Annotated in this window: 17 protein-coding genes; 11 read left to right on the top strand and 6 right to left on the bottom strand. The window is 73.2% G+C overall.

Annotated elements, in window-relative coordinates:
- Positions 1-35: 35 nt before the first annotated feature.
- The 4 genes from HHX41_RS00300 to asnB are packed head-to-tail and all read left to right on the top strand — an operon-like array spanning position 36 to position 5,754.
- Positions 36-749, top strand: a complete 714-nt coding sequence (locus HHX41_RS00300) for an isochorismatase family protein (RefSeq protein WP_169979404.1) — start codon at positions 36-38, stop codon at positions 747-749.
- Positions 746-2,644 carry an anthranilate synthase family protein gene (locus HHX41_RS00295; protein WP_182904356.1) on the top strand — a complete coding sequence of 633 codons (1,899 nt, stop codon included), beginning with the start codon at positions 746-748 and terminating at the stop codon, positions 2,642-2,644. Before HHX41_RS00300 ends, HHX41_RS00295 begins: the two co-directional genes overlap by 4 nt.
- A 44-nt stretch (positions 2,645-2,688) precedes the next feature.
- Positions 2,689-3,882: a 3-hydroxybenzoate 6-monooxygenase gene (locus HHX41_RS00290; RefSeq protein ID WP_182904355.1), complete on the top strand. Its 1,194-nt coding sequence runs from the start codon at positions 2,689-2,691 to the stop codon at positions 3,880-3,882.
- A gap of 27 nt (positions 3,883-3,909) precedes the next feature.
- Positions 3,910-5,754 carry an asparagine synthase (glutamine-hydrolyzing) gene (asnB, locus tag HHX41_RS00285; protein ID WP_182904354.1) on the top strand — a complete coding sequence of 615 codons (1,845 nt, stop codon included), beginning with the start codon at positions 3,910-3,912 and terminating at the stop codon, positions 5,752-5,754.
- Positions 5,755-5,900: 146 nt separating this feature from the next.
- Here asnB and HHX41_RS00280 read toward each other — a convergent pair whose 3' ends face one another.
- Positions 5,901-6,860 carry an alpha/beta fold hydrolase gene (locus HHX41_RS00280; protein WP_220503609.1) on the bottom strand — a complete coding sequence of 320 codons (960 nt, stop codon included), beginning with the start codon at positions 6,858-6,860 and terminating at the stop codon, positions 5,901-5,903.
- A gap of 23 nt (positions 6,861-6,883) precedes the next feature.
- Positions 6,884-8,245: an FAD-binding oxidoreductase gene (locus HHX41_RS00275; protein ID WP_182904352.1), complete on the bottom strand. Its 1,362-nt coding sequence runs from the start codon at positions 8,243-8,245 to the stop codon at positions 6,884-6,886.
- Positions 8,246-8,425: 180 nt separating this feature from the next.
- Between HHX41_RS00275 and HHX41_RS39550 the strand changes: the two genes are divergently transcribed.
- Positions 8,426-11,377, top strand: coding sequence for a LuxR C-terminal-related transcriptional regulator (locus HHX41_RS39550; RefSeq protein ID WP_220503608.1), 2,952 nt, complete (start codon positions 8,426-8,428; stop codon positions 11,375-11,377).
- A 97-nt stretch (positions 11,378-11,474) separates the two neighbouring features.
- Entirely contained in the window at positions 11,475-11,891 is a 417-nt protein-coding gene (locus HHX41_RS00265) for an SgcJ/EcaC family oxidoreductase (RefSeq protein WP_169979417.1), read from the top strand.
- 168 nt (positions 11,892-12,059) lie between these two features.
- Here HHX41_RS00265 and HHX41_RS00260 read toward each other — a convergent pair whose 3' ends face one another.
- Genes HHX41_RS00260 through rfbH form a run of 3 tightly spaced genes read right to left on the bottom strand, consistent with a single transcriptional unit; the run spans position 12,060 to position 16,124 of the window.
- Complete coding sequence (locus HHX41_RS00260) at positions 12,060-13,085, bottom strand: glucose-1-phosphate thymidylyltransferase (RefSeq protein WP_169979419.1); 1,026 nt, start codon at positions 13,083-13,085, stop codon at positions 12,060-12,062.
- A complete protein-coding gene (locus tag HHX41_RS00255; protein ID WP_182904351.1) occupies positions 13,082-14,761 on the bottom strand; it encodes an amino acid adenylation domain-containing protein in 1,680 nt (559 codons plus the stop codon). The genes HHX41_RS00260 and HHX41_RS00255 overlap by 4 nt, the downstream gene beginning before the upstream one ends.
- A 58-nt stretch (positions 14,762-14,819) precedes the next feature.
- Complete coding sequence (gene rfbH / locus HHX41_RS00250; protein ID WP_182904350.1) at positions 14,820-16,124, bottom strand: lipopolysaccharide biosynthesis protein RfbH; 1,305 nt, start codon at positions 16,122-16,124, stop codon at positions 14,820-14,822.
- Positions 16,125-16,454: 330 nt separating this feature from the next.
- Between rfbH and HHX41_RS00245 the strand changes: the two genes are divergently transcribed.
- The 3 genes from HHX41_RS00245 (at position 16,455) to HHX41_RS00235 (ending at position 21,072) form a co-directional block, all read left to right on the top strand.
- The gene (locus tag HHX41_RS00245; RefSeq protein ID WP_182904349.1) at positions 16,455-17,801 is read left to right on the top strand and encodes a nucleotide sugar dehydrogenase; all 1,347 of its coding nucleotides are present in this window, start codon (positions 16,455-16,457) and stop codon (positions 17,799-17,801) included.
- Positions 17,802-17,928: 127 nt separating this feature from the next.
- Positions 17,929-19,299 (top strand): condensation domain-containing protein, encoded by a 1,371-nt coding sequence (locus HHX41_RS00240; RefSeq protein WP_310741682.1) that lies wholly within the window; start codon positions 17,929-17,931, stop codon positions 19,297-19,299.
- A gap of 144 nt (positions 19,300-19,443) precedes the next feature.
- Positions 19,444-21,072, top strand: coding sequence for an MFS transporter (locus HHX41_RS00235; protein WP_169979426.1), 1,629 nt, complete (start codon positions 19,444-19,446; stop codon positions 21,070-21,072).
- Positions 21,073-21,260: 188 nt separating this feature from the next.
- Here the strand turns inward: HHX41_RS00235 and HHX41_RS00230 are convergent, their stop codons facing one another.
- Positions 21,261-21,689: an enediyne antibiotic chromoprotein gene (locus HHX41_RS00230; protein WP_169979427.1), complete on the bottom strand. Its 429-nt coding sequence runs from the start codon at positions 21,687-21,689 to the stop codon at positions 21,261-21,263.
- Positions 21,690-22,201: 512 nt separating this feature from the next.
- Between HHX41_RS00230 and HHX41_RS00225 the strand changes: the two genes are divergently transcribed.
- Entirely contained in the window at positions 22,202-23,524 is a 1,323-nt protein-coding gene (locus tag HHX41_RS00225) for a nucleotide disphospho-sugar-binding domain-containing protein (RefSeq protein ID WP_182904348.1), read from the top strand.
- A gap of 47 nt (positions 23,525-23,571) precedes the next feature.
- Positions 23,572-25,026, top strand: coding sequence for an extracellular solute-binding protein (locus tag HHX41_RS00220; RefSeq protein WP_182904347.1), 1,455 nt, complete (start codon positions 23,572-23,574; stop codon positions 25,024-25,026).
- Positions 25,027-25,155 lie beyond the last annotated feature (129 nt).

Below are 25,155 nucleotides of genomic sequence, written 5' to 3'. Positions count from 1 at the left end.
CGAGATCACAAATCACGGCACACAAGAGGATTTCGATGGCAGGAATTCCACAGATCGCACCGTATTCCATGCCGGAGGCCGGAGAACTGCCGGGGAACACGGCGTCCTGGACGGTCGATTCGAGACGGGCCGTGCTGCTGCTGCACGACATGCAGAACTTCTTCCTGGAGCCGTTCCCCGCGGGCCGGCCTCCGGTGGTCGACCTGGTCGGCAACGCGACGGCGCTGCGGAACCGGTGTGCCCGCCTCGGCATCCCCGTGGCGTACACCGGACAGCCCGGAGACATGACGGAGGAGCAGCGGGGGCTGCTCAGGGAGTTCTGGGGCCCCGGCATGACGGCCGAGCCGTCCCACCGGGACATCGTCGCCGCGGTGGCGCCCGCCCCCGGCGACTGGCTCTTCACCAAATGGCGCTACAGCGCCTTCCACAGGACCACGCTGCTGAGCCGGATGCGGGAGAGCGGCCGCGACCAGCTGATCCTCGCCGGGGTGTACGCCCACGTGGGCATCCTGATGACCGCGGTCGACGCCTTCACCAACGACATCCAGCCCTTCCTGGTGGCCGACGCCATCGCGGACTTCACCGCCGCCGACCACCGCATGACGCTCGACTACGCCGCCCGGCGGTGCGGTGTGACCGTCACGACCGAGCAGGTGCTGGCGGACCTGTCCGCGGCGCCGGACCTTTCCCCCACGCCGGGCCTCGCCCCGGTGCCGGGCCTTTCCTCGAGTTCGGAGGGACAGCGATGACGGCCGAACGACTCCTCGACAAGGTGCTCTCCCCGGATCCTCCCGCCTTCGCGCTGCTGCACCGCCCGGGGGCCGGCCGCCGGGGGCTGCTCGACGTCCTCGTGGGCGATATGTCCGCGGTCGGGACGCTCGACGAGCTGCCGCTTCCCGACGGTCCCGACGGTCCCGGCGGGGAGGCCCGGCACGAGACGCTGGCCGTCATCCCCTTCCGGCAGATCGCCGAGCGGGGCTTCACGGTGGTGGACGACCACGAGCCGCTGCTGGCGATGACGATCGCCGAGCAGGGGACGCTGCCGCTCGCCGACGCGCTGCGGCGGATTCCCGACGCGCCCGTGGTCGCCGGCGGCCGCCGGGTCGACCTGGACGACGACGAGTACGCGGCCGTGGTCCGCAAGGTCGTCGAGGAGGAGATCGGCCACGGCGAGGGCGCCAACTTCGTCATCAAGCGGTCGTTCACCGCCGAGATCTCCGGCTACTCCGTGCGGAGCGCGCTGACGTTCTTCCGCCGGCTGGTGGAACGCGAGGCAGGGACGTACTGGACCTTCGTCATCCACACCGGCGACCGCACGTTCGTCGGCGCCTCCCCGGAACGGCACGTCAGCCTGTCCGGCGGCGTCGCGACGATGAACCCGATCAGCGGCACCTACCGCTACCCCGCGTCCGGCCCGACCCTGCCGGGGCTCATGGACTTCCTCGCCGACCGCAAGGAGGCCGACGAGCTCTACATGGTGGTCGACGAGGAACTCAAGATGATGGCGCGCATCTGCCACACCGGCGGGCGTGTGTCCGGGCCCTACCTGAAGGAGATGGCCAGGCTCGCGCACACCGAGTACTTCATCGACGGACACACCACCCGCGACGTGCGCGAGATCCTGCGCGAGACGCTCTTCGCGCCCACCGTCACCGGGAGCCCGCTGGAGAGCGCCTGCCGGGTGATCAGCCGATACGAGCCGGAGGGACGCGGCTACTACAGCGGCGTCGTCGCGCTCATCGGCAGGGACGCCGACGGCGGCCGCGCGCTCGACTCCTCCATCCTCATCCGCACGGCGGACATCGACAGCGAGGGCCGGGTGCGGATCGCGGTGGGCGCCACCCTGGTGCGTCACTCGGACCCGCTGTCGGAGGCGGCCGAGACGCGGGCCAAGGCCGCCGGACTGCTCGACGTGCTCTGCATGGAGCCGCCGGCGCGCTTCGCCGACCACCCCGACGTGCGCCGGGCGCTCGACTCCCGCAACGACACGATCGCCGGCTTCTGGCTGCGGGAGGACGAGGACCGGGTCCAGTGGACGCCCGGCCTGATCGGCCGGCGGGTCCTCGTCGTGGACGCCGAGGACAACTTCACCTCGATGATCGCCCACCAGCTCCGGTCGCTCGGCCTGCACGTGACCGTACGGCGGTTCGACGAGCCGTACCCGCTGGACGGCCACGACCTGGTGGTCCTCGGACCCGGCCCGGGCGACCCCCGCGACACCGCCCATCCCAAGATCGCCCATCTGCGCGAGGCCGTACGACGGCTGCTGCGGGAACAGCGTCCTTTCGTCGCGGTGTGCCTGAGCCACCAGGTGCTCAGCACGGCGCTCGGGCTGCCGCTGGTGCGCAGGCCCGTGCCGAACCAGGGCGTCCAGCGCGAGATCGACCTGTTCGGCCGCCGGGTCAGGGTCGGTTTCTACAACGCGTTCGCCGCCAGGGCCGACGCCGACGTCGTCGAGATCCCCGGGCTGGCCGCGCCCGTCGAGGTCTGCCGCGACCCGCGCACCGGAGAGGTGCACGCGCTGCGCGGCCCCGGCTTCGGCTCGATGCAGTTCCACGCCGAGTCGGTCCTCACCGAGAACGGCGTGTCGATCCTCCGCGACGCCATCGTCGCGGTGCTCGACCGGCTGCCGGTCCACCAGTGAGGCCGGACCACCAGTGAGAACAGTCCAGCAGTGAGGGGCAGGAGATGACGACCGTACTGATCGCCGGTGGCGGCGTCGGCGGCCTCGCCGCGGCCATCGCCGTCGCCGGCCAGGGGCACCGGGCCGTGGTCCTGGAACGGCGCGAGGAGTTCACCGAGATGGGGGCCGGCATCCAGATCGCCCCCAACGGCTTCCGCGCGCTCGACCGGCTCGGCGTCGGCGACGAGGTCCGCGCCCTCGCCGTGTACATCGAGGAGCTGCGCTTCATGGACGGCACGACCGGCGAGCGCGTGGCCGGCATGCCGCTCACCGAGCGCTACCGCGCCCGGTTCGGCAACCCGTACGCCGTGGTGCAGCGGATGGACCTCTACGGCCCGCTGCTGGCGGCCTGCCGCGAGTCGGCCTGGATCGAGCTGCGCGGCGGCGGTCACGTCGTCGGCTACGAGCAGGACGCGGACGGCGTCAGCGCGGTCCTCGCGAGCGGCGAGCGGGTGCGGGGCGGCGCGCTGATCGGGGCCGACGGCATCCGCTCGGCGGTGCGCGCCCGCCTCGTCGGCGACGGCGACCCGCGGGTGTCCGGGCACACGATCTACCGGTCGGTCATCCCCATGGACCGGGTGCCCGAGGACCTGCGGTGGAACACGGTCACGCTGTGGGCCGGCCCCGGCTGGCACTTCGTCCACTACCCCATCGGCGGCGGCAGGTTCCTCAACCTGGCGGCCACCCGCGACGACGGCGCGCGGCACGTGGTGACGGGCCGGCCCGTCCCCCGCGAACGCGTCCTCGGCGAGTTCCCCGGGCTCGGCGACACCGCCGCGCGCCTCCTGCGGCTCGGCGAGGAGTGGAGGGAGTGGGTGCTGTGCGACCGCGACCCCGTGGACGACTGGACCGACGGCCGGGTGGTGCTGCTCGGCGACGCGGCGCACCCCATGCTGCAGTACGCCGCGCAGGGCGCCTGCATGGCCCTGGAGGACGCGGTCCTGCTCGGCGAGCTGCTCGACTGCGGCGCCGACGAGTTCCCCCAGCGCTTCGAGAAGTACAACGCCCTGCGGCGGGCGCGCACCGCGGCGGCGCAGATCGTCGCCCGTGAGATGGGCCGCGTGCTGTACCACCCGGCCGGCCACGGCGCGCTCGCCAGGAACCGGATGCTGACCGCGCTGTCCGACGACGAACTGCACGACAAGGTCTCGTGGCTGCACGGCGCCCGGGACTTCGTCGAAGCCCTCCCCCTGAGCTGAACCGACCCTAGAGAGGAAACCCCTGATATGTGCGGCATCGCCGGCTGGGTGAGTTACGCGAGCGATCTGACCGGGCAGACGGAGACGATCTCCGCCATGACCGCCACCCTGGAATACCGGGGACCGGACGCGGGAGGCGTGTGGACCTCTCCCCGCGCCGCCCTCGGGCACCGCAGGCTGTCGATCATCGACCTGGAGGGCGGGCGGCAGCCGATGGCGGCCGGCGACGACGCCCTGCCGGTCATGACGTACAACGGCGAGGTCTACAACTACCGGGAGCTGCGCGCCGAGCTCGAGGCGCTGGGCCAGGAGTTCCGCACGTCGAGCGACTCCGAGGTGGTGCTCCGCGCGTACCTGCAGTGGGGCCCGGCCTTCGCCGAGCGGCTCGACGGCATCTTCGCCCTGGGCATCTGGGACCCCCGCACCGAGGAGCTGCTGCTGGTCCGCGACCGGATGGGGGTCAAGCCGCTCTACTACTACCCGACGCCCGACGGCCTGCTGTTCGGGTCGGAGCCGAAGACGATCCTCGCCCACCCCGAGGCGGAGGCCGTCGTGGACGCCGACGGGCTGCGGGAGATCTTCAGCATCGTCAAGACTCCGGGCCACGCGGTGTTCCGCGGCATGTACGAGGTCCGTCCGGCCACCGTGATGCGTTTCTCCCGCGACAGCGCGTCCGAGGAGTGCTACTGGCGGCTGGAGGCCCGCGAGCACACCGACGACCTGGCCACGACGATCGTCACCGTGCGCCGGTTGCTGGAGGAGATCGTGGAGCGGCAGATGGTCGCCGACGTCACCGTCGGCACGCTGCTGTCCGGCGGCCTCGACTCCAGCGCCATCACCGCGCTCGCCGCCCGCGTGCTCGCCCGCAAGGGGGCCGGGCCGCTCAAGGCGTTCTCGGTCGACTTCCAGGGGCACGAGACGCGGTTCCGGTCGAACGTCCAGTGGGAGGACCCGGACACGCCGTTCGCGATCGAGGTCGCCGAGCACGTGGGGGCCGAGCACATCATCGTCGAGCTGGAGAACGCGCAGATCCTCGACCCCGAGGTGCGCGAGGCCGTCCTGCGGGCCCAGGACCTGCCGGTGTCCACCGGCGACATGGAGTATTCCCTGCTGGTCCTGTGCCGGGCGCTGAAGGAGCGCATGACGGTGGCCCTGTCGGGGGAGGCGGCCGACGAGCTGTTCGGCGGCTACACCTGGTTCCACGACCGCGAGGCCGTCGAGTCCGACACCTTCCCCTGGCACCACCCCTTCGAGAAGGCCGGCGGGATCGGCGCGCTGCGCGCCGTCGGCCTCTGGGACCGGCTGGGGCTCGGCGAGTACGTCAAGCGGCGCTACACCGAGGCGCTGGAGGACGTGCCGCGGCTGCCCGGCGAGACCGGCCTGGAGGCGCGGATGCGGGAGCTGACCTTCCTCAACCTCACCCGGTGGGAGCGTTTCCTGCTCGACCGCAAGGACCGGGTCAGCATGGCCGCGAGCCTGGAGGTCCGCGTTCCGTTCACCGACCACCGGCTGGTCGAGTACGTCTACAACACGCCCTGGGCGATGAAGAACTTCGACGGCCGGGAGAAGAGCCTGCTGCGCGCCGCCATGCGCGGGGTGCTGCCCGACTCGGTGCTGGACCGGAAGAAGAACCCCTACCCCTCCACGCAGGACGAGAAGTACGAGGTGGCGCTGCGTGAGCGGATGGAGGAGATCCTCGCCGAGGGCGGCCCGGTGCTCGACCTGGTGTCGGAGTCCGAGGTGCGCATGCTGCTCGACGCGCCCGTCGGCACGTACGCCATGGGCGGGCCGTGGAGCGCCCGCGCGGTCATCGAGAGGCTGATCGAGTTCAACACCTGGGTCCGGATGTACGGCGTGCGCGTCGAGCTGTGACGACGAGGAGGGATGACGACCAGGAGCCGATGACGACCAGGAGCTGACGACGAGGAGCGACCCCCCGGGACGGCCGTGACGCGGCCGTCCCGGCGGCGTTCACGGCGGCGTTCACAGCGGCGTTCAAGGGGTACGCGGCGGCGGGTTCAGGAGGCGGCGAGGAAGTGGCTCAGCACCGGCGCGAGCGCGGCGGCCGTCTCCGCGTGGTGCCCCCCACCGCACACGAAGTCCGCCTCGTCATGGTGATCCCGGCCACCGGCAGAGCGCGCCTCACCATGGTGATCCCGGCCACCGGCAGAGCGCGCATCGCCATGGTGATCCCGGCCGCCCGGGGGAACCGTCTCGGGGTGGTCCCGCCTGCCGGCGGCACCCGCGAGGAGCCGCAGCCGGGCGCACGGCAGGACGCCGGCGAGCGCTCGCGCGGCGCCCCGCAGGAACGCCGGACCCCCGGCCCGGCCGGTCACGAGCACGGGCGCCGTGACGCAGGCCCAGCGGTGGGCCGGCAGCGGCGCGCCGGACATGGTCGCGCCCATCACGGCGCCGTCGTAGACGAGGGTGTGCGCGGCGGCCTCGAACACGGGCCACGCCGGGGATCGCCGGTGCAGGGCGACGCGCTCGGCGGGCACGTCCGCCGCCCGCGTCAGGAAGAACTCGACCGCGTCCCCCCGCCGGCCGGCGGCCAGCAGCGCGGCGAGCCTCGGGAGGTAGTCCTGCGGCAGCGGGGGACGGCTGTCGTCGACGACGAACGGCGGCTCGACGACGGCCAGGCGCGTGATGCCGGGCAGGCGGCGGGCCGCGTCGAGGGCGAGGACGGCGCCGGAGGAGAACCCGCACACCGCCGCCGCGCCGCCGGCCTCGGCGACGAGGGCCTCGATGTCCTCGATCTCGCGGGCCACGGCGTACGGCGCGGTGTCCCCGCTGCCGCCCCGGCCGCGGCGGTCGTACCTGATCACCGTGAAGGACGGGGCGAGGATCGCGGCCAGCCGCTCCGCGACCGGATCACACGCCCGGTGGCGGAGCGCGCCGCCGACGAGAACGACCGGCGGCCCCCCACCCACGCGGTCGAACGCGATGGGGGTGCCGTCGGCCGAGGTCACGGTGCTCATCGGGGGCCGGAGCCGGCGGGTGGTCAGCCGGCCGGGGGCACGTTGAGGTTGACGTGGAAGAAGTTGTCCGGGTCGTAGGCCCGCTTCACCTCGCGCAGGCGCCGCCAGTCGTCCGGGGTGTAGGCCGCCTCGGTCCTGGCGGGGTCGTGCAGGAAGTTCAGGAAGGTCCCGCCGTTCACGTGCGGCCGCAGCGCCCGCTCGATCTCGGGGACGTGCGCGTCGATGACGACCGACAGCGGTACCGAGCGGTGGGCCACCGGCCCGGCGTCCGGCCCGGCCGCGGCGATGGCGCCGCCCCAGTGGCGGATCTCGACGGTCGTGACCGGCGAGCCCGGCCGCTCGCCCGCCCGCACCAGCGTCTCGATCACGGGGTCGGGCAGCGTGGGGAGCAGTTCCACGTGCATGGGCGCGGTGCCGCCCATCATGGCGTGCCCGAACGGCGTCGTCCGCATGGTGTCGAGCAGTGCCGGTCCCGCCGCCGCCCACAGGGGCCGCAGGAACCGGCGGGCCTCGTCCGCCTCGCCCGCGTACATGGCCTGGATGCCGATCACCCGCCTGCCGCGCAGCTGCGGGGGCAGGCCCGGCTCGTGCGGCATCCGGGTGATCAGGATCGCGGTGCTCAGCTCGTCGGGCGCGCCGGCGATCCAGTCGCGGTAGAACGCGAGCGTCTCCGCGGCCCGGTCGGCGGCGAAGAACGCGGTGCCCGCGTGGACGCGGGCGACCGGGTGGAGCCGGAACTCCAGCGAGGTCACGACGCCGAAGTTGCCGCCGCCGCCGCGCAGGGCCCAGAACAGGTCGGGGTGCCGGTCGGGGCCGACCGCGACGATGTGGCCCTCCGCCGTGACGACCTCGGCGCGGACCACGCTGTCCGCGGCGAAGCCGTACTTGCGGGCGAGCCAGCCGAAACCGCCGCCGAGCGTGTAGCCGGTCACGCCGACCGACGGGACCGGGCCCGCCAGCGGCGCCAGGCCGAACGGCTCGGCCGCCGCGGTCACCTCCTGCCACATGACGCCGGGGCCGACGCGGGCGATCCGCTGGGCCGGGTCGACCAGCACCGAGCCCATCGCGCCCGTCCTGAGCAGCAGGCCGCCGTCGCACGCGACCTGCGTGCCGTGCCCGGTGGCCTGGACCGCGAAGGGCAGGCCGGAATCGCGCGCCGCCACGATCGCGGCCCGCACGTCCGCGGGGCTCGTCGCCTCGGCGATCAGCGCCGGCCGCGGGTCGATGCTCGAGTACGGCGCCTCCCTGAGCGCGTCGTAGGCGGCGTCGCCGGGGAGGTGCACGGCGCCGGCGAAGTCGCGGCGCAGGTCGCGCGCCACGGCCGGTCCGTCGCCGGGCCCGGCCTGCCGGGCCTGGTACGCCTGCCGCTGGACGTGCTGGCTCATCTCGGAAAACCTTCCCTCGTCTCGCGTGTCGACGGCGCGGTCGGGCTGCTGGTCCGCCGTGCGCCCCTACTCCTGGCTCCGGATCAGGATCTCCCGCGGACGGGCTCCGGGGCATCCGTGGTGACCACGGATTCACCACGGACGCGCCACGGACCCGGGCGAATGGGTGAAGATGTTGCGGTGACGTCGACGGGGCGCGGTGAGGTGTCCGCACGCGAGGCCGAGGTGCTCGAGGCGCTCGGTGCCCATCTGTCGAACGCCCAGATCGCACGGCGGCTGCAGATCTCGGTGCGCACGGTGGAAAGCCACGTGTCGTCGTTGCTGCGCAAATACGGCGTCGCCGACCGGCGCGCCCTCGCGGCCGTCTTCGAGCAGGCCGCGGCCGAGCGGGCCGCCGCCGAGCGGGCCGCCGCCGAGCGGGCCGCCGCCGAGCGGCACAAAGCTGAGGGGCACCGAGCGGAGGGATCCGGAGCCGAGCGGCACGGTATCGGGGGGCACAGAGCCGAGCAGCACAGAGCCGAGCGACACGGAACCGAGCAGCACGGAGCAGGCGGGCACGGAACCGGGGGGCACGCGGCACCGGAAGGGCCGCCCGCCCGGCTGGCAGGCCTGCCGGCGGCCCGGACCTCGTTCGTCGGGCGTGAGCGGGAGCGCGAGGCGGTGCTCGCGGCGTTCGAGACCGCGCGGCTGGTGACCCTGCTCGGACCCGGCGGGGTCGGCAAGACCCGGCTGGCGATGGTGGTGGCCGGGGCGGCCGCCGCCTCGTTCGCCTCCGGCGGCGCGTTCGTCGACCTGGTGCCGGTGAGCGAGGGCTTCGTCGCGCAGGCGGTGGCCACCGCGCTGGACGTGACGGAACGGCCCCGCCAGCCGCTCGACGACGCGGTGACCGAGCGTCTCGGCCGGGACCGGTCGCTGCTGGTGCTCGACAACTGCGAGCACCTTCTCGACGAGGTCGCCGCGTTCGCGGTGCGGGTGCTCGATCTGTGCCCCGGCACCCGGATCCTGGTGACGAGCCGGGCCCGGCTGGGGGTCCCGGGCGAACGCACGATCCCGGTCGCCCCGCTGCCGCCGGCGCCCGAGGCCGAACGGCTGTTCCACGAGCGGGCCGTCGCGGCCGACCCCGACTTCACCGCCGATCCCGCCCTGGTCGCGGAGCTGTGCGCCCGGCTGGACGGCATGCCGCTCGCCATCGAGCTCGCCGCCGCGCGCAGCGCCTCGCTGGGCGCCGACGGCCTGCTGACGGCCCTCGGCGACGTCCTGCGGCTGCTGGTCGGCGGTCGCGGGCCCGACGAGCGGCACCGGTCGCTGCGCACGGTCATCGGCTGGAGCCACGACCTGCTCGGCGAGGACGAACGGGCGCTGTTCCGGCGGCTCGCCGTGTTCGCCGGCGGCTTCGGCCTCGACGCCGCCGTCGCGGTGACGCCCGGCGGCGACACGAGCGAGGTCGCCGACGTCCTCGGACGGCTGGTCGACAAGAGCCTCGTGGTGCACCTGCGGGGCCGGCCGAGCCGGTGGCGGCTGCTGCGGACCGTGCGCGCCTTCGCCGCCGACAGGCTGTCCGGCAGCGGCGAGGAGCCCGAGATACGGGAGCGGCACCTGACGTGGGCGACGGCGGTCGCCGCGGATCTGGAGAGCCGGCTTCCCAGCGAGTGGCGGGACGGCGGATGGCGCGACGGCTTCGACGCCGTGGCCGACGACCTGCGCGCGGCGCTCGCCGCGGCGCCGCCCGGCCCGGGCGAGCGGCCGCATCGCCTGGCCCGGGCGCTGGGCCATCTCACCTACGCGCGGCGGTTCCTCACCGAGTCGCTGCGCCACTACACGGAGGCCGCGCGCCGGGCGCCCTCCCCCGCGGAGGCGGCCCGCGACCTGCGCAGCGCCGCCGACGGCGCGCACGCCATCGCTCCCTCCGGCGACCGGGCCTTCGACCTGCTGCTCGCCGCCGCGGAGCGGGCCCGCGAGGGGGACGACGGCGACGGCAGGGCGATCGCCCTCGCCTCCGCCGTCGTCACGGCCAACCGGTTCTCGGCCGGCTTCGCCGAGGAGGTCCCGTACGAACGCCTGTGCGGCCTGCTCGACGAGGCGGTGCGCGCCGGCGACTCCGGCGACCCCGTGGTCGCTGCGGCGCTCGCCGCCGCGGCGGCCTGGAACGCCGGCCCGGAGAAGATGAACCCGGACGCCGCGCTCGCGCGGACGGCGGTCGCGGCGGCCCGCACCACGGGCGACCCCGTGCTCGTCAGCGCCGCGCTCGACGCGGTGTGCGCCGCGGAGACCACGGCCGGGCGGCTGCGGGAGGCGCACCGGGTCACCCGGGAGCGCTTCGCCCTGCTCGCCACGATGCCCAGGGACGCCCCCCGGGCGGCCCCGGAGATCGTCGACACCTTCACCATGGCCTCGACGTACGCCGTGGCCACCGGCAACCTGCACACCGCGCTGCTGACGGCGCGCGCCGCCCTGGACGACGACCTCCTGGGCCACCACTCCTATCTGTCCGCGCTCAACCTGATCCTGCCTCTGGTGCTCACCGGGGAGTTCGAGGAGGCCCTGCGCCACGCGCCGGCCGTGTGGGACGGCTGGGAGCGGGCCGGCAGCCCCACCGCCGGCTGGCTGTCCCCCGCGGTCGCCGCGATCGCGCTCGCACACGGACTGCACGGCGACGAGCACGGGTTCCGCTTCTGGCGCGCGCGTGCCACCCAGGTCGCGGGCCGGGCCCGCAACCACGCGTCGTTCGCGACGTTCGTCGACGCGCGCATCGCCGTCCACCTCGCGCGGTACGGCGACGCGGCCGCGCTCGTGGACCTCGTCTTCACGGACTTCCCGCAGGGGCGGTACCAGACGTACGCGCGGGCCGCCGGGGCGGAGCTCGCCGTCGCCGCCGGGCTGCCCGACGCCGCGCGGCGGATCGCGGCCGCCGCCGAGGGCAACGAGAACGACTGGGCCGCCGCCTGCCTCGCCCGCGCGACCGGGCGGCTGCACGGCGACCTCGCCGCGCTGGAGGCGTCCGTGCGGGGGTGGGAGCGCGTCGGCGCCCGGTTCGAGCGCGCCTGCACCCTGCTGCTGCTCCCCGGGCACGCCGGCGAGGGCCGTGCCGAACTCGCGGCCCTCGGCTGCCCGCCGCCGCCCCCCGGCGCCTGACGCCGTACGGGAGCGCACGCGCAGAGATGCGTGGTCAGCGGCCCGGTCACGACGATGGGGAGGTGAGTTCCAGCCGTCCAGCGAAGGAACAACGAGCATGAGCGCAACTTCGACGATCAACGACGAGATCGCGGCCCTCCGCGAGGTGCCCGGGCGCATCGTCGCCGCCTGGGCCGGCAACGACGCCGACGCCTTCGCCGCGGCCTGCACGGAGGACGCCACCATGATCCTCCCCGGTGACGTCTTCGTCAGCGGACGCGAGGCGATCCGCGAATTCTTCAAGGCGGCCTACGCCGGGCCGTACAAGGGGACCCGGGTGACCGGCGAGCCGATCTCGGTCAAGTTCATCGGCGCCGACGCGGCCGTGCTGGTCACGCGGGGCGGCGTCCTGGCTCCCGGTGAGACCGAGGTCGCGCCGGAGCGGGCCATCCGGGCCACCTGGGTGCTGGCCAAGCAGGACGGCACGTGGCTGATCACCGCCTACCAGAACACCCCGATCGGCGCGGCGGCCTGATCCGCGCGCGGCACCGGCGACGAGGAGGACTCCGCGGAGTCCTCCTCGTTCCGTTTCCCGGGCCCGTCCTCGGCGGTCAGTGATGCGGACCGGCGGCTCAAGCGGCTCGGGCGGCTCAAGCAGCTCAGCGGCTCGGGCGGCTCAAGCGGCTCAAGCTGCTCGGGCGGTTCAGGCGGAGATCTCCACCCGGGTGTGGTCGCCGACCAGTAGGCGGTGCCGCGCCGCGCCGGGCCGGGTGGGGCCGATCACGGCGCCGCGCCCGATGATGGAGCCGTACAGGCCGGGGACGTCGGAGATCGACGCCCCGTCCAGCACGATGGAGTCGGCCAGCCGGGTGCCGCGCAGCACGCAGCCCGCCCCGACGGAGACGTGCGGGCCGAGATGGCAGTCCTCCACCAGCGTGCCGGGGCCGATGATCGCCGGCCCGGTGACGACGGAGCGCACCACGCGGGCGCCGGGGGCGACCAGGACCTGTTCGCCGAGCTCGCCGAGCAGGCGGCGGTTGCACTCCAGGACGTCCTCGGCCTTGCCGGTGTCCTTCCAGTAGCCGCGATACTCGGTGGCCTTCACCGCCGCGCCCCGCGCCAGCATCCACTGGATCGCGTCGGTGATCTCCAGCTCGCCCCGGCGGCCGGGCGGGATGGCCTCGACCGCCTCGTGGATCGCGGCGGTGAAGAAGTAGACGCCGACGAGGGCCAGGTCGCTGAGGGGGTGCGCGGGCTTTTCCACCAGCCGGCGCACCGCGCCCGCCTCGTCGAGCTCGACGACGCCGAACTCGCGGGGGTCCGGCACGCGGTGCACCACCACCTGGGCGGCCGGCCGCCCGGCGCGGAAGTCCCGGGCGATGCCGGCGATCCCGTCCGGGAGCATGTTGTCCCCGAGGTACATGACGAAGTCGTCGTCCCCCAGGAACGGCCGCGCCAGCCGTACGGCGTGGGCCAGCCCGAGCGGCTCGTGCTGCGGGATGTAGGTGACGCGCACGCCGAGGCGGCCGCCGTCGCCGATCACGCGCGCGATCTCCGAGCTCCAGTGACCGACGACGAGCCCGACCTCCGTGACGCCGCAGTCGCGGATGTTGCCCAGCACGTGCTCCAGCACCGGCCGGTTCGCGATGGGGATGAGCTGTTTGGGCATGGAGTAGCTGAACGGCCGCAGCCGGGTGCCCGACCCGCCGGACAGCACCAGGGCCTTCACGCGATCATCCCCTTCGGCCGCGCCTGGGCCGCCTGCCGGTTCTCGCGTTCGCGCCGCAGCCGGTCCCGGTCCACCTTGCCACCGGCGGTGCGCGGCAGGTGGCCCACGACGGTGAAGGTCACGGGCGGCATGGCTTTGCCGAACCAGCGGCGCAGCGCGGCGCGCCAGGCGGCCGGCGTAGCCTCGGCGGCGGCCGGAGCGCGCGGGACGACGTAGGCCGCCAGGCTGGCGACCTGGCGGTGCGCGCCCGGCACGGCGACGACGGCGCACTCGGCCACGCTCTCGTGCGCGTTCAGGGCAGCCTCGACGTCGCCGAGCTCCAGCCGGATGCCGTTGAACTTCACCTGGAAGTCGCGGCGTCCCTCGAACTCCAGCACGCCGTCCGCCGTCCACCGGCCCCGGTCGCCCGTGCGGTAGTACCGGCCCCGGCGGGCGGACCCGCGCGGCGGGCGGAAGGCGGACCGCTCCCCCGCCGCCGCGCCGGCGTACCCGGGGGTGAGGTAGGGGCTGCGGATGACGAGCTCGCCGGTGACGCCGGGCGGGCAGTGGCGGTCCAGCTCGTCCAGCACCAGCACCACGCGCCCGGGGATGGGCCGGCCGATCGGCACGCGGCCCTCGGCCGGCTCCGTCACCTCGTGCCAGGTGGCGAGGATCGACTCGGTCGGGCCGTACAGGTTGACCAGCCGGGTCGCGGGCAGGGCGGCGCGCAGGCCGCCGGCCAGCTCGGCGGTGAGCGGCTCGCCCGCCAGCAGGAGGTGGACCAGCGCGGGCGGGCGCCCCTCCGGTCCGAGGCCCGTGATCGCCTCGAGCAGGCGGCGGGCGAAGCTGGGCACGGTCTGCAGGTGCGTGACGCGCTCGGCGGCGAGCCAGTCGGCGAGGCGCTCGGGGTGCGCTCTGATCTTCGGCGGCACGGGGCAGAGCGTCGCGCCCGCGACGAGCGGGGCGAACATCTCCACGAGGCTCGCGTCGTATCCCGGCGCCGCCCACTGGGCCACCCGGGAGCCGGGCCCGATCCGGAACTCCCGGGCGAACCAGGTCACGAACTGCGCGAAGCCCCGGTGGGTCTGCGGGATGCCCTTGGGCCTGCCGGTCGATCCGGAGGTGTAGGCGACGTACATGAGGTCGTCCGGGCCCGCGCCGGACGCGGCGGACGAGACGGCGGGGGGCGGCGCGGGGGCCTGCGCCGGTCCGAGCAGGCCGGCGACGTCCAGGATCGTCCCGCCCAGGGTGCGGCGGTACCAATCGGCGAGCTCGTCGCGCTCTGCCGATTCACCCCCCGCCGCGTCACCTCTCGCCGCGTCACCCCCCGCCGCGTCAGCTCTTGCCGCGTCGCCGGAGACACCGTCGAGCAGCAGCCACGCGGGGCGCAGGTCCTCCAGCACGGCGGCGCCGCGCTGTCCGGCCGCGCCGGGGTCCAGGCAGAGCAGGTGGGCTCCCGCGCTCAGCACCCCGAGCACGGCGGCGGCCTGACGCGGGCCGGGGTCCATCCGCACGGCCACCGGCCGGCCCGCCGCGCCGCCCGCGGTCAGCGCCGCGACGACCGCGGCCGCCTGCCGCGCCAGCTCGGCGTAACCGACGCCGTGGCCGCCCCGGGCGATCGCGACGTCGTCCGGCCGGGTCAGCGCGTGCCGGAGCACCCGCTCGTGAACCGGCCGGAAAGTGAGCGGTACGCGCATCTCGGTCCCCCTCGGAACGCGGATCGTCTCGTGCGCAACCGGCAGCGCGGCCGGGCGGTCATCCACGTGCCCGCACGAATTCGGTGATGGACGAGACGACGTAGTCGATCATCTCGTCGGTCAGGCCCGGATACACCCCGACGTGGAAGGTCTGGGTGGTGATGATGTCGGTGTTGGTCAGCTCGCCGACGACGCGGTACGGCTGGTCGGCGTAGGCCGGGTGCCTGATCAGGTTGCCCGCGAACAGCCGGCGTGTGCCGATCTTGCGGTTCTCCAGGAAGTCCACGAGCTCGCCCGCCCCGAACGGCGCCTGCGGGTCGACCGTGATGACGAAGCCGTACCAGCTGGGGTCGCTGCGCGGGGTCGCCTCGGGGAGCAGCAGGTGCGGCACGCCGTCCAGGCCCTCGCGCAGCCGCCGCCAGTTGCGCCGCCGCGTCGCGCAGAAGTCGTCGAGCTTGTCGAGCTGGCTGAGGCCGAGCGCCGCCTGCAGCTCCGTCGCCTTCAGGTTGTAGCCGACGTGCGAGTAGATGTACTTGTGGTCGTAGCCCTTCGGGAGCGTGCCCATCTGGTAGTCGAACCGCTTGAGGCAGGTGTTGCTCTCGCCGGGCTCGCACCAGCAGTCGCGGCCCCAGTCGCGCAGCGACTCGACGATCCGGGCCAGCACCAGGTTCGAGGTGAGGACGCAGCCGCCCTCGCCCATCGTCATGTGGTGGGCCGGATAGAAGCTCACCGTCGCGAGATCGCCGAAGGTGCCGGTGGGCTCGCCGTCGTACAGGGCGCCGACGGCGTCGCAGTTGTCCTCGATGAGGAAGAGGTCGTGCTCGGTCGCGAGCCGGGCCATGTCCACGACGTCGAACGGGTTGCCCACGGTGTGCGCGATCATGATGGCCTTGGTCTTCGGGCCGATCGCCCGCTCCACCGCCTCGACCGTCGGGTTGTACGTGCCGAGCTCGACGTCCACGAAGACCGGCACCAGGCCGTTCTGCAGGATGGGGTTGACCGTCGTCGGGAAGGCCGCGGCGACCGTGATCACCTCGTCGCCCGGCCGCAGCCGCATGTCCTGCAGCCGCTGCGAGGTCAGCGCGGAGACCGCCAGCAGGTTCGCGGAGGACCCGGAGGTGGTGAGGAACGCCTTGCGCCGCTTCATCTTGCGGGCGAACGCGGACTCGAACTTACGCGCCCGCTGACCGGCGGCCACCCGCAGGTCCAGCGCCGCCTCGACCAGGGCCACGCGGTCCTCGACGTCGTGCACCGCGCCGGTCGGCCAGATCTCGGTCACCCCGGGCACGAATTCACCGCCGGTCTGGACATCCTGGTGATACTTGCGGACCTCGTCCAGGATCAGCGCCTTGTGATCGTTCATCTCCGGTCCTTATCGGTCGAGTGGACGGTGCCGGTCGTCTTCCGGCCGGCCACGGGCAGGCCACGGGGGAGCCACGGACGCACCGTCCCAGCATCCGGCGGCGCCGACCGCCCCGCATCTCCTGGATTGCCGCCCCGGGCGTCGTAATTCGCGCCGTATTACGCGCGGCGTTTTTCCCTTTCGCACGCCGGGAGATGCGGCGGGCGGCGGCCGGGAATGACGATGCGAACGGAGAATCGCGTCAGGATCCGGCGGTACGCCGGAAATATCGACGGGGACGCGCCCGGCAACACCAGGAAACACATTCCCATTTCGACTCAGGAGCGTTTCATGCGTTTCCTACCCGACCAGCGGGACCTGAAAGTGGCGGTCGTCGGACTCGGCTACGTCGGCTCGTGCCTGGCGGCGATCCTGGCCGACCGCGGCTGCAGGGTCACGGGCGTGGACATCGACACCGCCCTGCTCGCCGAACTGGCCCGCGGGCACTGCCGCTACCAGGAGCACGGCCTGCCCGAACTCGTCGCGGCCGCGGTCGCGTCCGGACGCCTCCGGGTGACCGCCGACTACGCCGGCGTACGGGACGCCGACGTGGTGCTCGTCGCCGTCAGCACGCCCGTCCACCCGGACGGCTCGCTGCTGGACGACCACCTGCGCGAGGCGTGCCGGCGTCTCGGCGCCCACCTGCGCGAGGGCCAGCTCGTGCTGCTCAAGAGCACGGTGCCGCCCGGCACCACGCGGGATCTGGCCCGGCCGCTGCTGGAGCGCGGCGGGCTCGTCGCGGGTGAGGACTTCGGGCTCGCGTTCACCCCGGAGCGGTTCGCCGAGGGCACCGCGCTGCGCGAGCTGCGCTCCCTCCCGATCGCCGTGGGCGGGCTGAACGACGACAGCACCCAAGCCGGGATGGAGTTCTGGCGCCGCGTGCTCGACGTCGCGATCGTCCCGATGGACTCCCCGGAGGCCGCCGAGATCGTGAAGCTGGCGGACAACTGGTGGATCGACCTCAACATCGCGCTCGCCAACGAGCTGGCCAAGTTCTGCGCGCTGTACGACGTGGACGTGCTCGACGTGATCGCCGCGGCCAACACGGTCCCCAAGGGCACGGGGAACGTCAACATCCTGCTGCCCAGCGTGGGCGTGGGCGGTTCGTGCCTGGTCAAGGACCCGTGGATGGTCTGGCACTCGGCCCGCCGGCGTGGTCTGGAGATCCAGACCGCCCCGGCCGGGCGCAGGGTCAACACCGGCATGCCGGAGTACGCGGCGCAGCTGGTCGTCGACACGCTGGTGCGGCTCGGCAAGGACCCCGCCACGGCCACGGTGGCCGTGCTGGGCGCGGCGTTCAAGAACGACACGGGCGACCTGCGGGCGACGCCGGTGGAGGCCTTCGTGACGACGCTGGCCAAGGCCGGGGCCACGGTCCGCGTCCACGACCCGCTGGTGGACCCGGTGCAGGCCGAGGCGCTGTTCGGCGTCGCTCCCTGCGCCGACCTGCGGGAGGCCGTACAGGACGCCGACTGCGTCGCCGTCATGGCCCTGCACCGGCCGTTCAGGGACATCGACTTCGCGGACCTGCCGGTGGCGCCGGACTGCCTGGTGCTGGACGGCCGGGCCTACTACCCGAAAGACAAGATCGCGGAACTGCGCCGGCTCGGTTACGTCTACCAGGGCGTCGGGCGGTGAATTCCGCGCCGGCCGGCCGTATACGGCAATCCAGGATAAGCGTGCCCGGGAAACCCGCTCCTACCATCTGAGCTACCCGCGCGCGCAAACACAGGGCGAAACCGCCTGCTAGCGAAAGGCTTGTGGTGTGAGCGTCTCCGAGATCCCGAACGCGCCGAGCGAGCCGGCGAGCCGGGTGCCCCTCTCTCTCAACCAGGAATTCCTCTGCATTTTCGACGAGGGAGACGATTCCGGGCCTTTCGGCCCCCGATACAACATCTTCTACGCGAGCCGGCTGCGCGGAAAGGTCCACGTCGACACCCTGCGGGCGGCCCTGCACGACGTCGCGGAGCGCCACGAGGCCCTCCGCACGCTGATCGTCCGCGACCCCGAGGACCGCCACCAGCGGATCCTCCCGTCCGGCCCGGTGGAGCTGACGCTGCGCGACCTGTCCGGCGTCGCCCCCGCCGACCGCGACCGCCGCGCGGGCGAACTCGTCAACGAGATCGAGGCGGGCTCCTACAGCGCCCGCGAGGTGCCGCTGCTGCGGGCCGTGCTGGCCCGGTTCGACGACGAGGACGCCGTCCTCGTGCTGATCGCGCACCACACCGCGGCCGACGCGTGGTCGATGCACGTGATCATGCGCGACCTGGCCCACAGTTACGCCGCGCGGCGCGGGCGGCAGGTCGCCGCTCTCCCGGAGGCGCCGCAGTACCGCGACTACACGCTGTGGGAGCAGGAGCGCGCCTCGTCCCCCGCCCTGGACCGCGCGCGGGAGTACTGGCGCGAGAAGCTGCGGGGGGCGAGCATCCTGACGCTGCCCACCGACCACCCGCGGTCGGCCGGGCTGGCCAAGACGACCGGGTGGCACCGGTTCACGCTCGGCCCCGAGCTGAGCGCCGCGACCCGCCGGACCGCCAAGGCGCTGCGCTGCTCCACCTTCATGGTCCTGTTCGCGGCCAACAACATCCTGCTCAACCGGATCACCGGCGTGAGCGACATCGTGGTCCCGACGTTCACCACCGGGCGCACCCAGGAGCGGTTCCACACCACCGTGGGGTCGTTCTTCAACTTCGTCCCGCTGCGTACGGACCTCACCGGCTGTGACAGCTACCAGGAGGCGGTGCGGCGGACCCGCGCGACCTGCCTGGAGGCCTACTCCCACGACATCCCCTTCGCCCAGATCGCCGCCGAGGCGCCGGAGCTGATGGCCCCGGCGGCGGCCGACGACCGCGCGCTGTTCCTCTTCCAGGTCTTCCAGTCGCCCTTCGGGATGGCCGGCGAGGTGGTCGGCGACGTCGAGTACGCCGAGGTGCCGCGGCTCGTCTCGCAGCCGGTGGGCGGGGACATCCCGGACGGCTCGCTGTGCGAGCTCAACCTCACCCCGTCGGGAGAGATCATCGGGACTCTGGGCTTCAACACCAACCTGTGGCGGGCCGACACGATGGCCGAGTGGATGACCGAGTTCGACAGCGTGCTGCGAGCGGTGGTCACCACTCCCGACGCCCCCCTGCGCTGAGGCTCGCCGGCGGGGCCGCGGCCCCGCCGGAAGCCGCCGCGTGTGCGGAGCCGGTGAAGAGCGACGCGCGCGCACCCCCACCCGACAATCGCTCGTCGTCGCTCCCCCGCAACGGCCCGGGCGACCAGACGGAAGGACTCCTTCATGCACGCAGGCACCGAATCCGGCCCGGCCGAGCGGGCCGGGCGCAGGGAATGGATCGGGCTGGCCGTCCTGGCCCTGCCCACGCTGCTGCTGTCGCTCGACATGAGCGTGCTGTACCTGGCGCTGCCGCACCTCAGCATCGACCTGGGGGCCGACGCGACCCAGCAGCTGTGGATCACCGACATCTACGGCTTCCTCATTGCCGGTTTCCTGGTCACGATGGGCACGCTCGGTGACCGGATCGGCCGCCGCAGGCTGCTGCTCATCGGCGCGGCCTGCTTCGCCGCCGCCTCGGCGCTCGCCGCGTACGCGTCCAGCCCGGAGATGCTGATCGCCACCAGGGCGCTGATGGGCGTCGCCGGGGCCACGCTGATGCCCTCGACCATGTCGCTGCTCGGCATCATGTTCAAGGACCCCAAGCAGATGGGGATGGCGATCGCCGTCTGGATGAGCTGCTTCATGGGCGGCATGGCGATCGGCCCGGTCGTGGGCGGGATCATGCTCACCAACTTCTGGTGGGGCTCGGTGTTCCTGCTCGGCGTGCCGGTGATGGGGCTGCTCCTGCTGGTCGGGCCGCGCCTGCTGCCCGAGTATCGGGACCCCGAGGGCGGACGGCTCGACCTCGCCAGCGTGGCGCTCTCCCTGGCCGCCATCATGCCGGTCATCTACGGCCTCAAGGAGGTGGCCAGGAACGGCTGGCAGGTGCTGCCCGTCGCCTCCGTCGTGGCCGGCCTGATCGTCGGCGCGGTCTTCGTACGGCGTCAGCGCAGCCTGGCCAGCCCGCTGCTCGACCTACGGCTCTTCGGCAACCGCGCGTTCAGCGTCGCCCTGGTGATCATGATCGGCGGCGGCGTCATGAGCGGCACCCACCTGCTGGTCAACCTGTACCTGCAGACGGTCGAGGGGCTCTCGCCACTGCAGGCCGGAGGCTGGCTGGTCCCCTCGACACTCGCGACGATCGCCAGCGTCATGATGGCCCCGGCCATCGCGCGGCGCGTCCGCCCCGCGTACGTCATCGCGGGCGGCCTGGTGGTCACGGCGGCCGGTTACCTGCTGATCACGCAGGTGGGCAGCGCGACGGGCGTCGCCCTGCTCGTGGCCGGTCTGATCGTCAGCTCCGTCGGCGCGGGTCCCATGGGAGCGCTGGGCACCGGCCTCGTCATCGGGTCCGCCCCGCCGGAGAAGGCGGGCTCCGCGTCGGCGATCTCCGAGACCACCGGCGAGTTCGGCATCGCGTTCGGCATCGCCGTCCTCGGCAGCGTCGGCACGGCGGTCTACCAGGGCGCGCTGTCCGGCACCATCCCGGCCGGGGTCCCGGCCGAGGCGGCGGGCACCGCCGGGGAGAGCATCGCCGGGGCCTACGCCGCCGCGCAGCAGCTGCCCGCCCCGCTCGCGACCGACCTGCTGACCACCGCCCGCGAGGCCTTCACCACGGCGCTGAACTCCACCGCCGGCGTCAGCGCCGCCATCGCGCTCGTGCTCGCCACGCTGGCCGCGGTCGCGCTGCGGCACGTTCCCGCGACCGGCGACGCGGAGCAGGACGGCACGGGTGAGGAGGGCGGCGAGCGGCTGCCCGAGCCGGAGGCGGAGGCCGTCCAGGAGCCGGCCGAGGCGGCGCGGATTTCCTGATGCCGTTTCCAAACAACCCGTCGTGAACGAGAGGCGGGAGGCGGGCCCGGGGGCGGCGCGCACGCACCCGGGCCGCGAGCCCTCCGTTTCGCGCAGGCGACGGTGAACACCGAGATTCGCCCGGAGATGGGCCTTGCCGGTTTTATTGGCATACCGGCAGGGCCCATCTTCTGGTGCGGATGCCCGGCTCAGCGGAAGGACAGGAGCACGTCCCCGAGAGCCAGGTTCTCGTTCCCGGCGCCGATGTAGCAGCTCGTCGTACCGCAGTCCACCGTGCCCAGCGACACGCCGTCGTGCGTCACGGCCTGGTAGCTCTTGTGCACGGGCAAGGTGAACGTGGCCGCGCCGCTCGCGTTGGTGGTGAACGTGGTGGCGGTGCTCCCGTCGCACCCGAACGACGCGCCGATGTTGGCGCACTGCGCGATGCCGTACACCTCGTTCGCGCCGGCGCCGGTCACCGTGACCGTCACGGTGTCTCCGTCGTGCAGGCCGGAGGCCGGCGACACGGAGAACGTGGGCGCGGCGGCCGCTGCGGCCGTCTGGGAGGCGACGGTCAGACCGACCATCATGGCGGCGGCGACACCGAGCTTGGCGAGAACACCGGTCTTGTTCCTCATTTTCCGCATCCTTTCTTCGAGCGGTCAGTGGTGCTTGCAAGAACAAATCTGCTTGATTCGGGACCGGCAATCCAGACAAATCCGTGTCAGCATGTTGCGCGCGACTTGACACCTTTCTGTCAGCGAAGTCATTGATATTCGTCATCAAATTGATCAAGGACTCCCGGCCGTGCTCCGCACGAGCTCGGCTCAGCCGTGCTCCGCACGAGACCTCTTGGCCGTGCTCCGCACGAGACGTCCTGGCCGTGCTCCGCACGAGACGTCCTGGCCGTGCTCCGCACGAGGGAAGATGCGCGTGATCAGGCGGCGATGTGACGCTGGCGGCATGCGAGGTCCCGGCCACGACCGCGGCGTGCCGCTGCTCGCGCGCGTGCCCCGGCCGAGCACCCGCGTCGCCATCGCTCGCCCCACGCCGCCGTGCCCGCCGGGCGGCCCTGAACTCGCGCGGCCGGGTGGGACGCCCCGGCGCTCTCCCGCCGCGGTCCACGTCCCTCACTGATTCAGGAGCCTCGATGAAGGTAATGCTCACGGTCTGGCCGCAGAAGTGCCACCTGTACCCGATCATTCCGTACGCCCACGCCCTGCAGACCGCGGGACACGAGGTCCGCATCGTCTGCCCTCCGGGCGCCGAGGCCGACATCGTGGCGGCGGGCCTCAGCGCGGTCGTCTGCGGCACTCCTGAGGCGACCGCGCAGGGGTGGGCCAGGCCCGACCTCGCGCCCAACCCCGGCGAGATGGACCGTCTCGCCGACGCCGTGAAGATCGGCTCCGCCGACCGCGACAGCTGGGACGTGTTCTTCCAGTTCCTGCTGTCCGCGGCGAAGTACCACCTCCCGCCGGAGCCCAGCACCGACAACGACGCCCTGGTCGCGTTCGCCCGGAGCTGGCGGCCGGACCTGGTCCTGTGGGACCCCTGGTTCCCCGGCGGAGCCGTGGCGGCACGCGCCTGCGGCGCGGCGCACGCCCGGATGCTGATGGGCCCCGACTACAGCGGCTGGGCGACCGAGAGGTTCGCCGAGCAGGCCGGCGGCGCCACCGGCTCGGGCGACGTGCTCAACCCGCTGGCCGAGGCGGTGCGCCCGTTCGCCGAGCGCTACGGCGTCGAGGTCGACGAGGAGCTGCTGCTCGGGCAGTGGACCCTCGACCCGCTGCCGCCTGAGATGCGCCTGTCCCGCGACCTCACCTCGCTGCCCGTCCGCTGGATTCCCTACAACGGCGGCGGCGTCGTGCCGGAGTGGCTGTACGGCAGGCCGGAGCGGCCCCGGATCGCCCTGTCGGTGGGCCTGTCGACCCGGACCTACCACAAGGGCGAGTGGCGGACCCCCAAGATCCTCGAGGCCGTCGCCGACCTGGACGTCGAGCTCGTCGCGACGCTGAACGCCGACCAGCTCGTCGGGCTGCCCCCGCTGCCCCCGAACGTGCGCACGGTCGACTACGTCCCGCTGACCCAGCTGCTGCCGTCCTGCTCGGTGAGCATCAACCACGGGTCGAGCGGCACCTTCTGGTCCTCGGTGGCGGCGAACCTCCCGCAGATCATCACCGACACCGACGAGAGCCAGCGGCTGGAGTTCCACGAGGACGGCGGCAGCACGATCCCCGAGCGGCACATCCTCTCGCCGATCGCCACCGCGTTCGTGACCGGGCGCGGAGCGGGACTGCGCCTCGACCACCAGAAGCAGTCGGCCGAGGAGGTCCGCGACCTGATCGTCAAGGCGCTGGAGGACCCGTCGATCCGGGCGGGCGCGGACGCGGTGCACGAGGAGTGGCTGGCCAAGCCGAGCCCCTCGGACATCGTCCCCGACCTGGAGAAGCTGACCGGCCAGCACCGGCGGTAGCGCCGGGCCCGCCGAAGCCACAAGAGCGAGCGAGCACAGGAGATGGGATGAAGGAGCGAATCGTCCTCGACGTCTGGGTGCCGGACCTGACCTTCCCCGGGTGGATGGACCGGTGGTACGAGCAGGGCCGGGACTTCGAGAAGGCGCACCCGGAATATCAAGTGAACATCGTGGGCCAGGACTTCTGGACGTTCCCGCTGAAGGTGGCCGAGGCGGCCGCCGAGGGACGGGCCCCGATGGTCGCGGAGATCTACTTCTACATGGGCCAGGCCGCCAGGGACCTGCGCAACAGGGACGGCAGCCCGGTCTTCACCTCGGTGGAGAAGGCCGTCGGGGGACGCACGGAGATCCTCGGCGAGCCCGTCGTGATCGACGACCTGCTGCCGGCCTTCCGCGACTACTACTCACTGGACGGCGACCTCACCTCGATGCCGTCCGGCGGCACGACCAGCCTGCTGTTCGCCAACGCGAACCTGCTGCGCGCGGCCGGCGTCTCCGAACTGCCGCAGACGTGGGCGGAGGTCGAGGCCGTCTGCGACGAGATCGCCAAGCTCCGCAACGGTCCCGCGCACGCCATCACCTGGTCGAACCACGGCACGTTCTTCCAGCAGGCGCTCGCCTCCCAGGGCGGGCTGCTGGTGGACAACGACAACGGCCGCTCCGGCCGGGCCACCACGGCCTACCTGGCCTCCGACGAGATGCTCGCCTGGGTCGAGTGGTGGCGGGGGCTGCACCGCAGGGGCCACTACCTCTACACCGGCAAGATCCCCGACTGGGCGGGCACGTTCAGGGCCTTCGCCGACCAGGACGTCGCGATCAGGTTCACCTCGTCCAACGACGTCAACTACATGGTCCAGGCGGCCGAGCAGAGCGGGTTCCCCATCGAGATCGGCATCTTCCCCTACAACGAGAAGGTCCCGTACGTCGGCAACGCGGTGGCGGGGACCTCGCTGTGGCTGGCGAACGGCCTGGACGAGGCCACCCAGGACGGCGCGCTGGCCCTGATCCAGTTCCTGCACAACCCGCGCAACGCGGCCGACCGGCACAAGTTCAGCAGCTTCATCCCGATCACCCGCGCCTCCTACGACCTGCTGGAGGAGGAGGGCTGGTTCGACAAGCACCCCTACCACCGGCTGGCCTACGAGCACGTCAGCCGCTTCCCGAGCGGGGCGACCGTCGACCCCGCCCTGGCCGGCGGCGTGCCGCTCTCCCAGGGCGCGCTGTTCGGCGACTTCGCCGGCAACCAGGACGTCATGACGCGCGCCATGGGCGACGTGCTGGCCCACGGCGCCGACCCGCTGGTCCGCTTCACCGAGGCCACCATGGAGGCCCAGCGGCTGCTGGACGAGTACAACGAGTACGCGCTGCGCACCGGGTTCCGCGACCCGGCCGGCACCCCCGGCCACAGCCTCGCCGTGGAGTCCTTCAGCGAGGCCTCGGCCGGCCGGGACTACTCGGCCGCCGACCTGGAGAAGGTCGTACGGCTCAAGCTCGCCCGCTGAGCCCCCGCCGCACCCAGGGCCGCCGTCCCCCACCGGGGGCGGCGGCCTTCTCCTGTGCTGTGCGCTCCGGCAGAGGCACGGCCCCCCGCAGACGGCGGAAGGGCCGGCCCGGATGCCCGGACCGGCCCT

Source organism: Microbispora sp. H13382 (assembly GCF_014161445.1).
GTDB lineage: Bacteria > Actinomycetota > Actinomycetes > Streptosporangiales > Streptosporangiaceae > Microbispora.
This window is presented reverse-complemented; position numbering and strand designations above follow the sequence as displayed.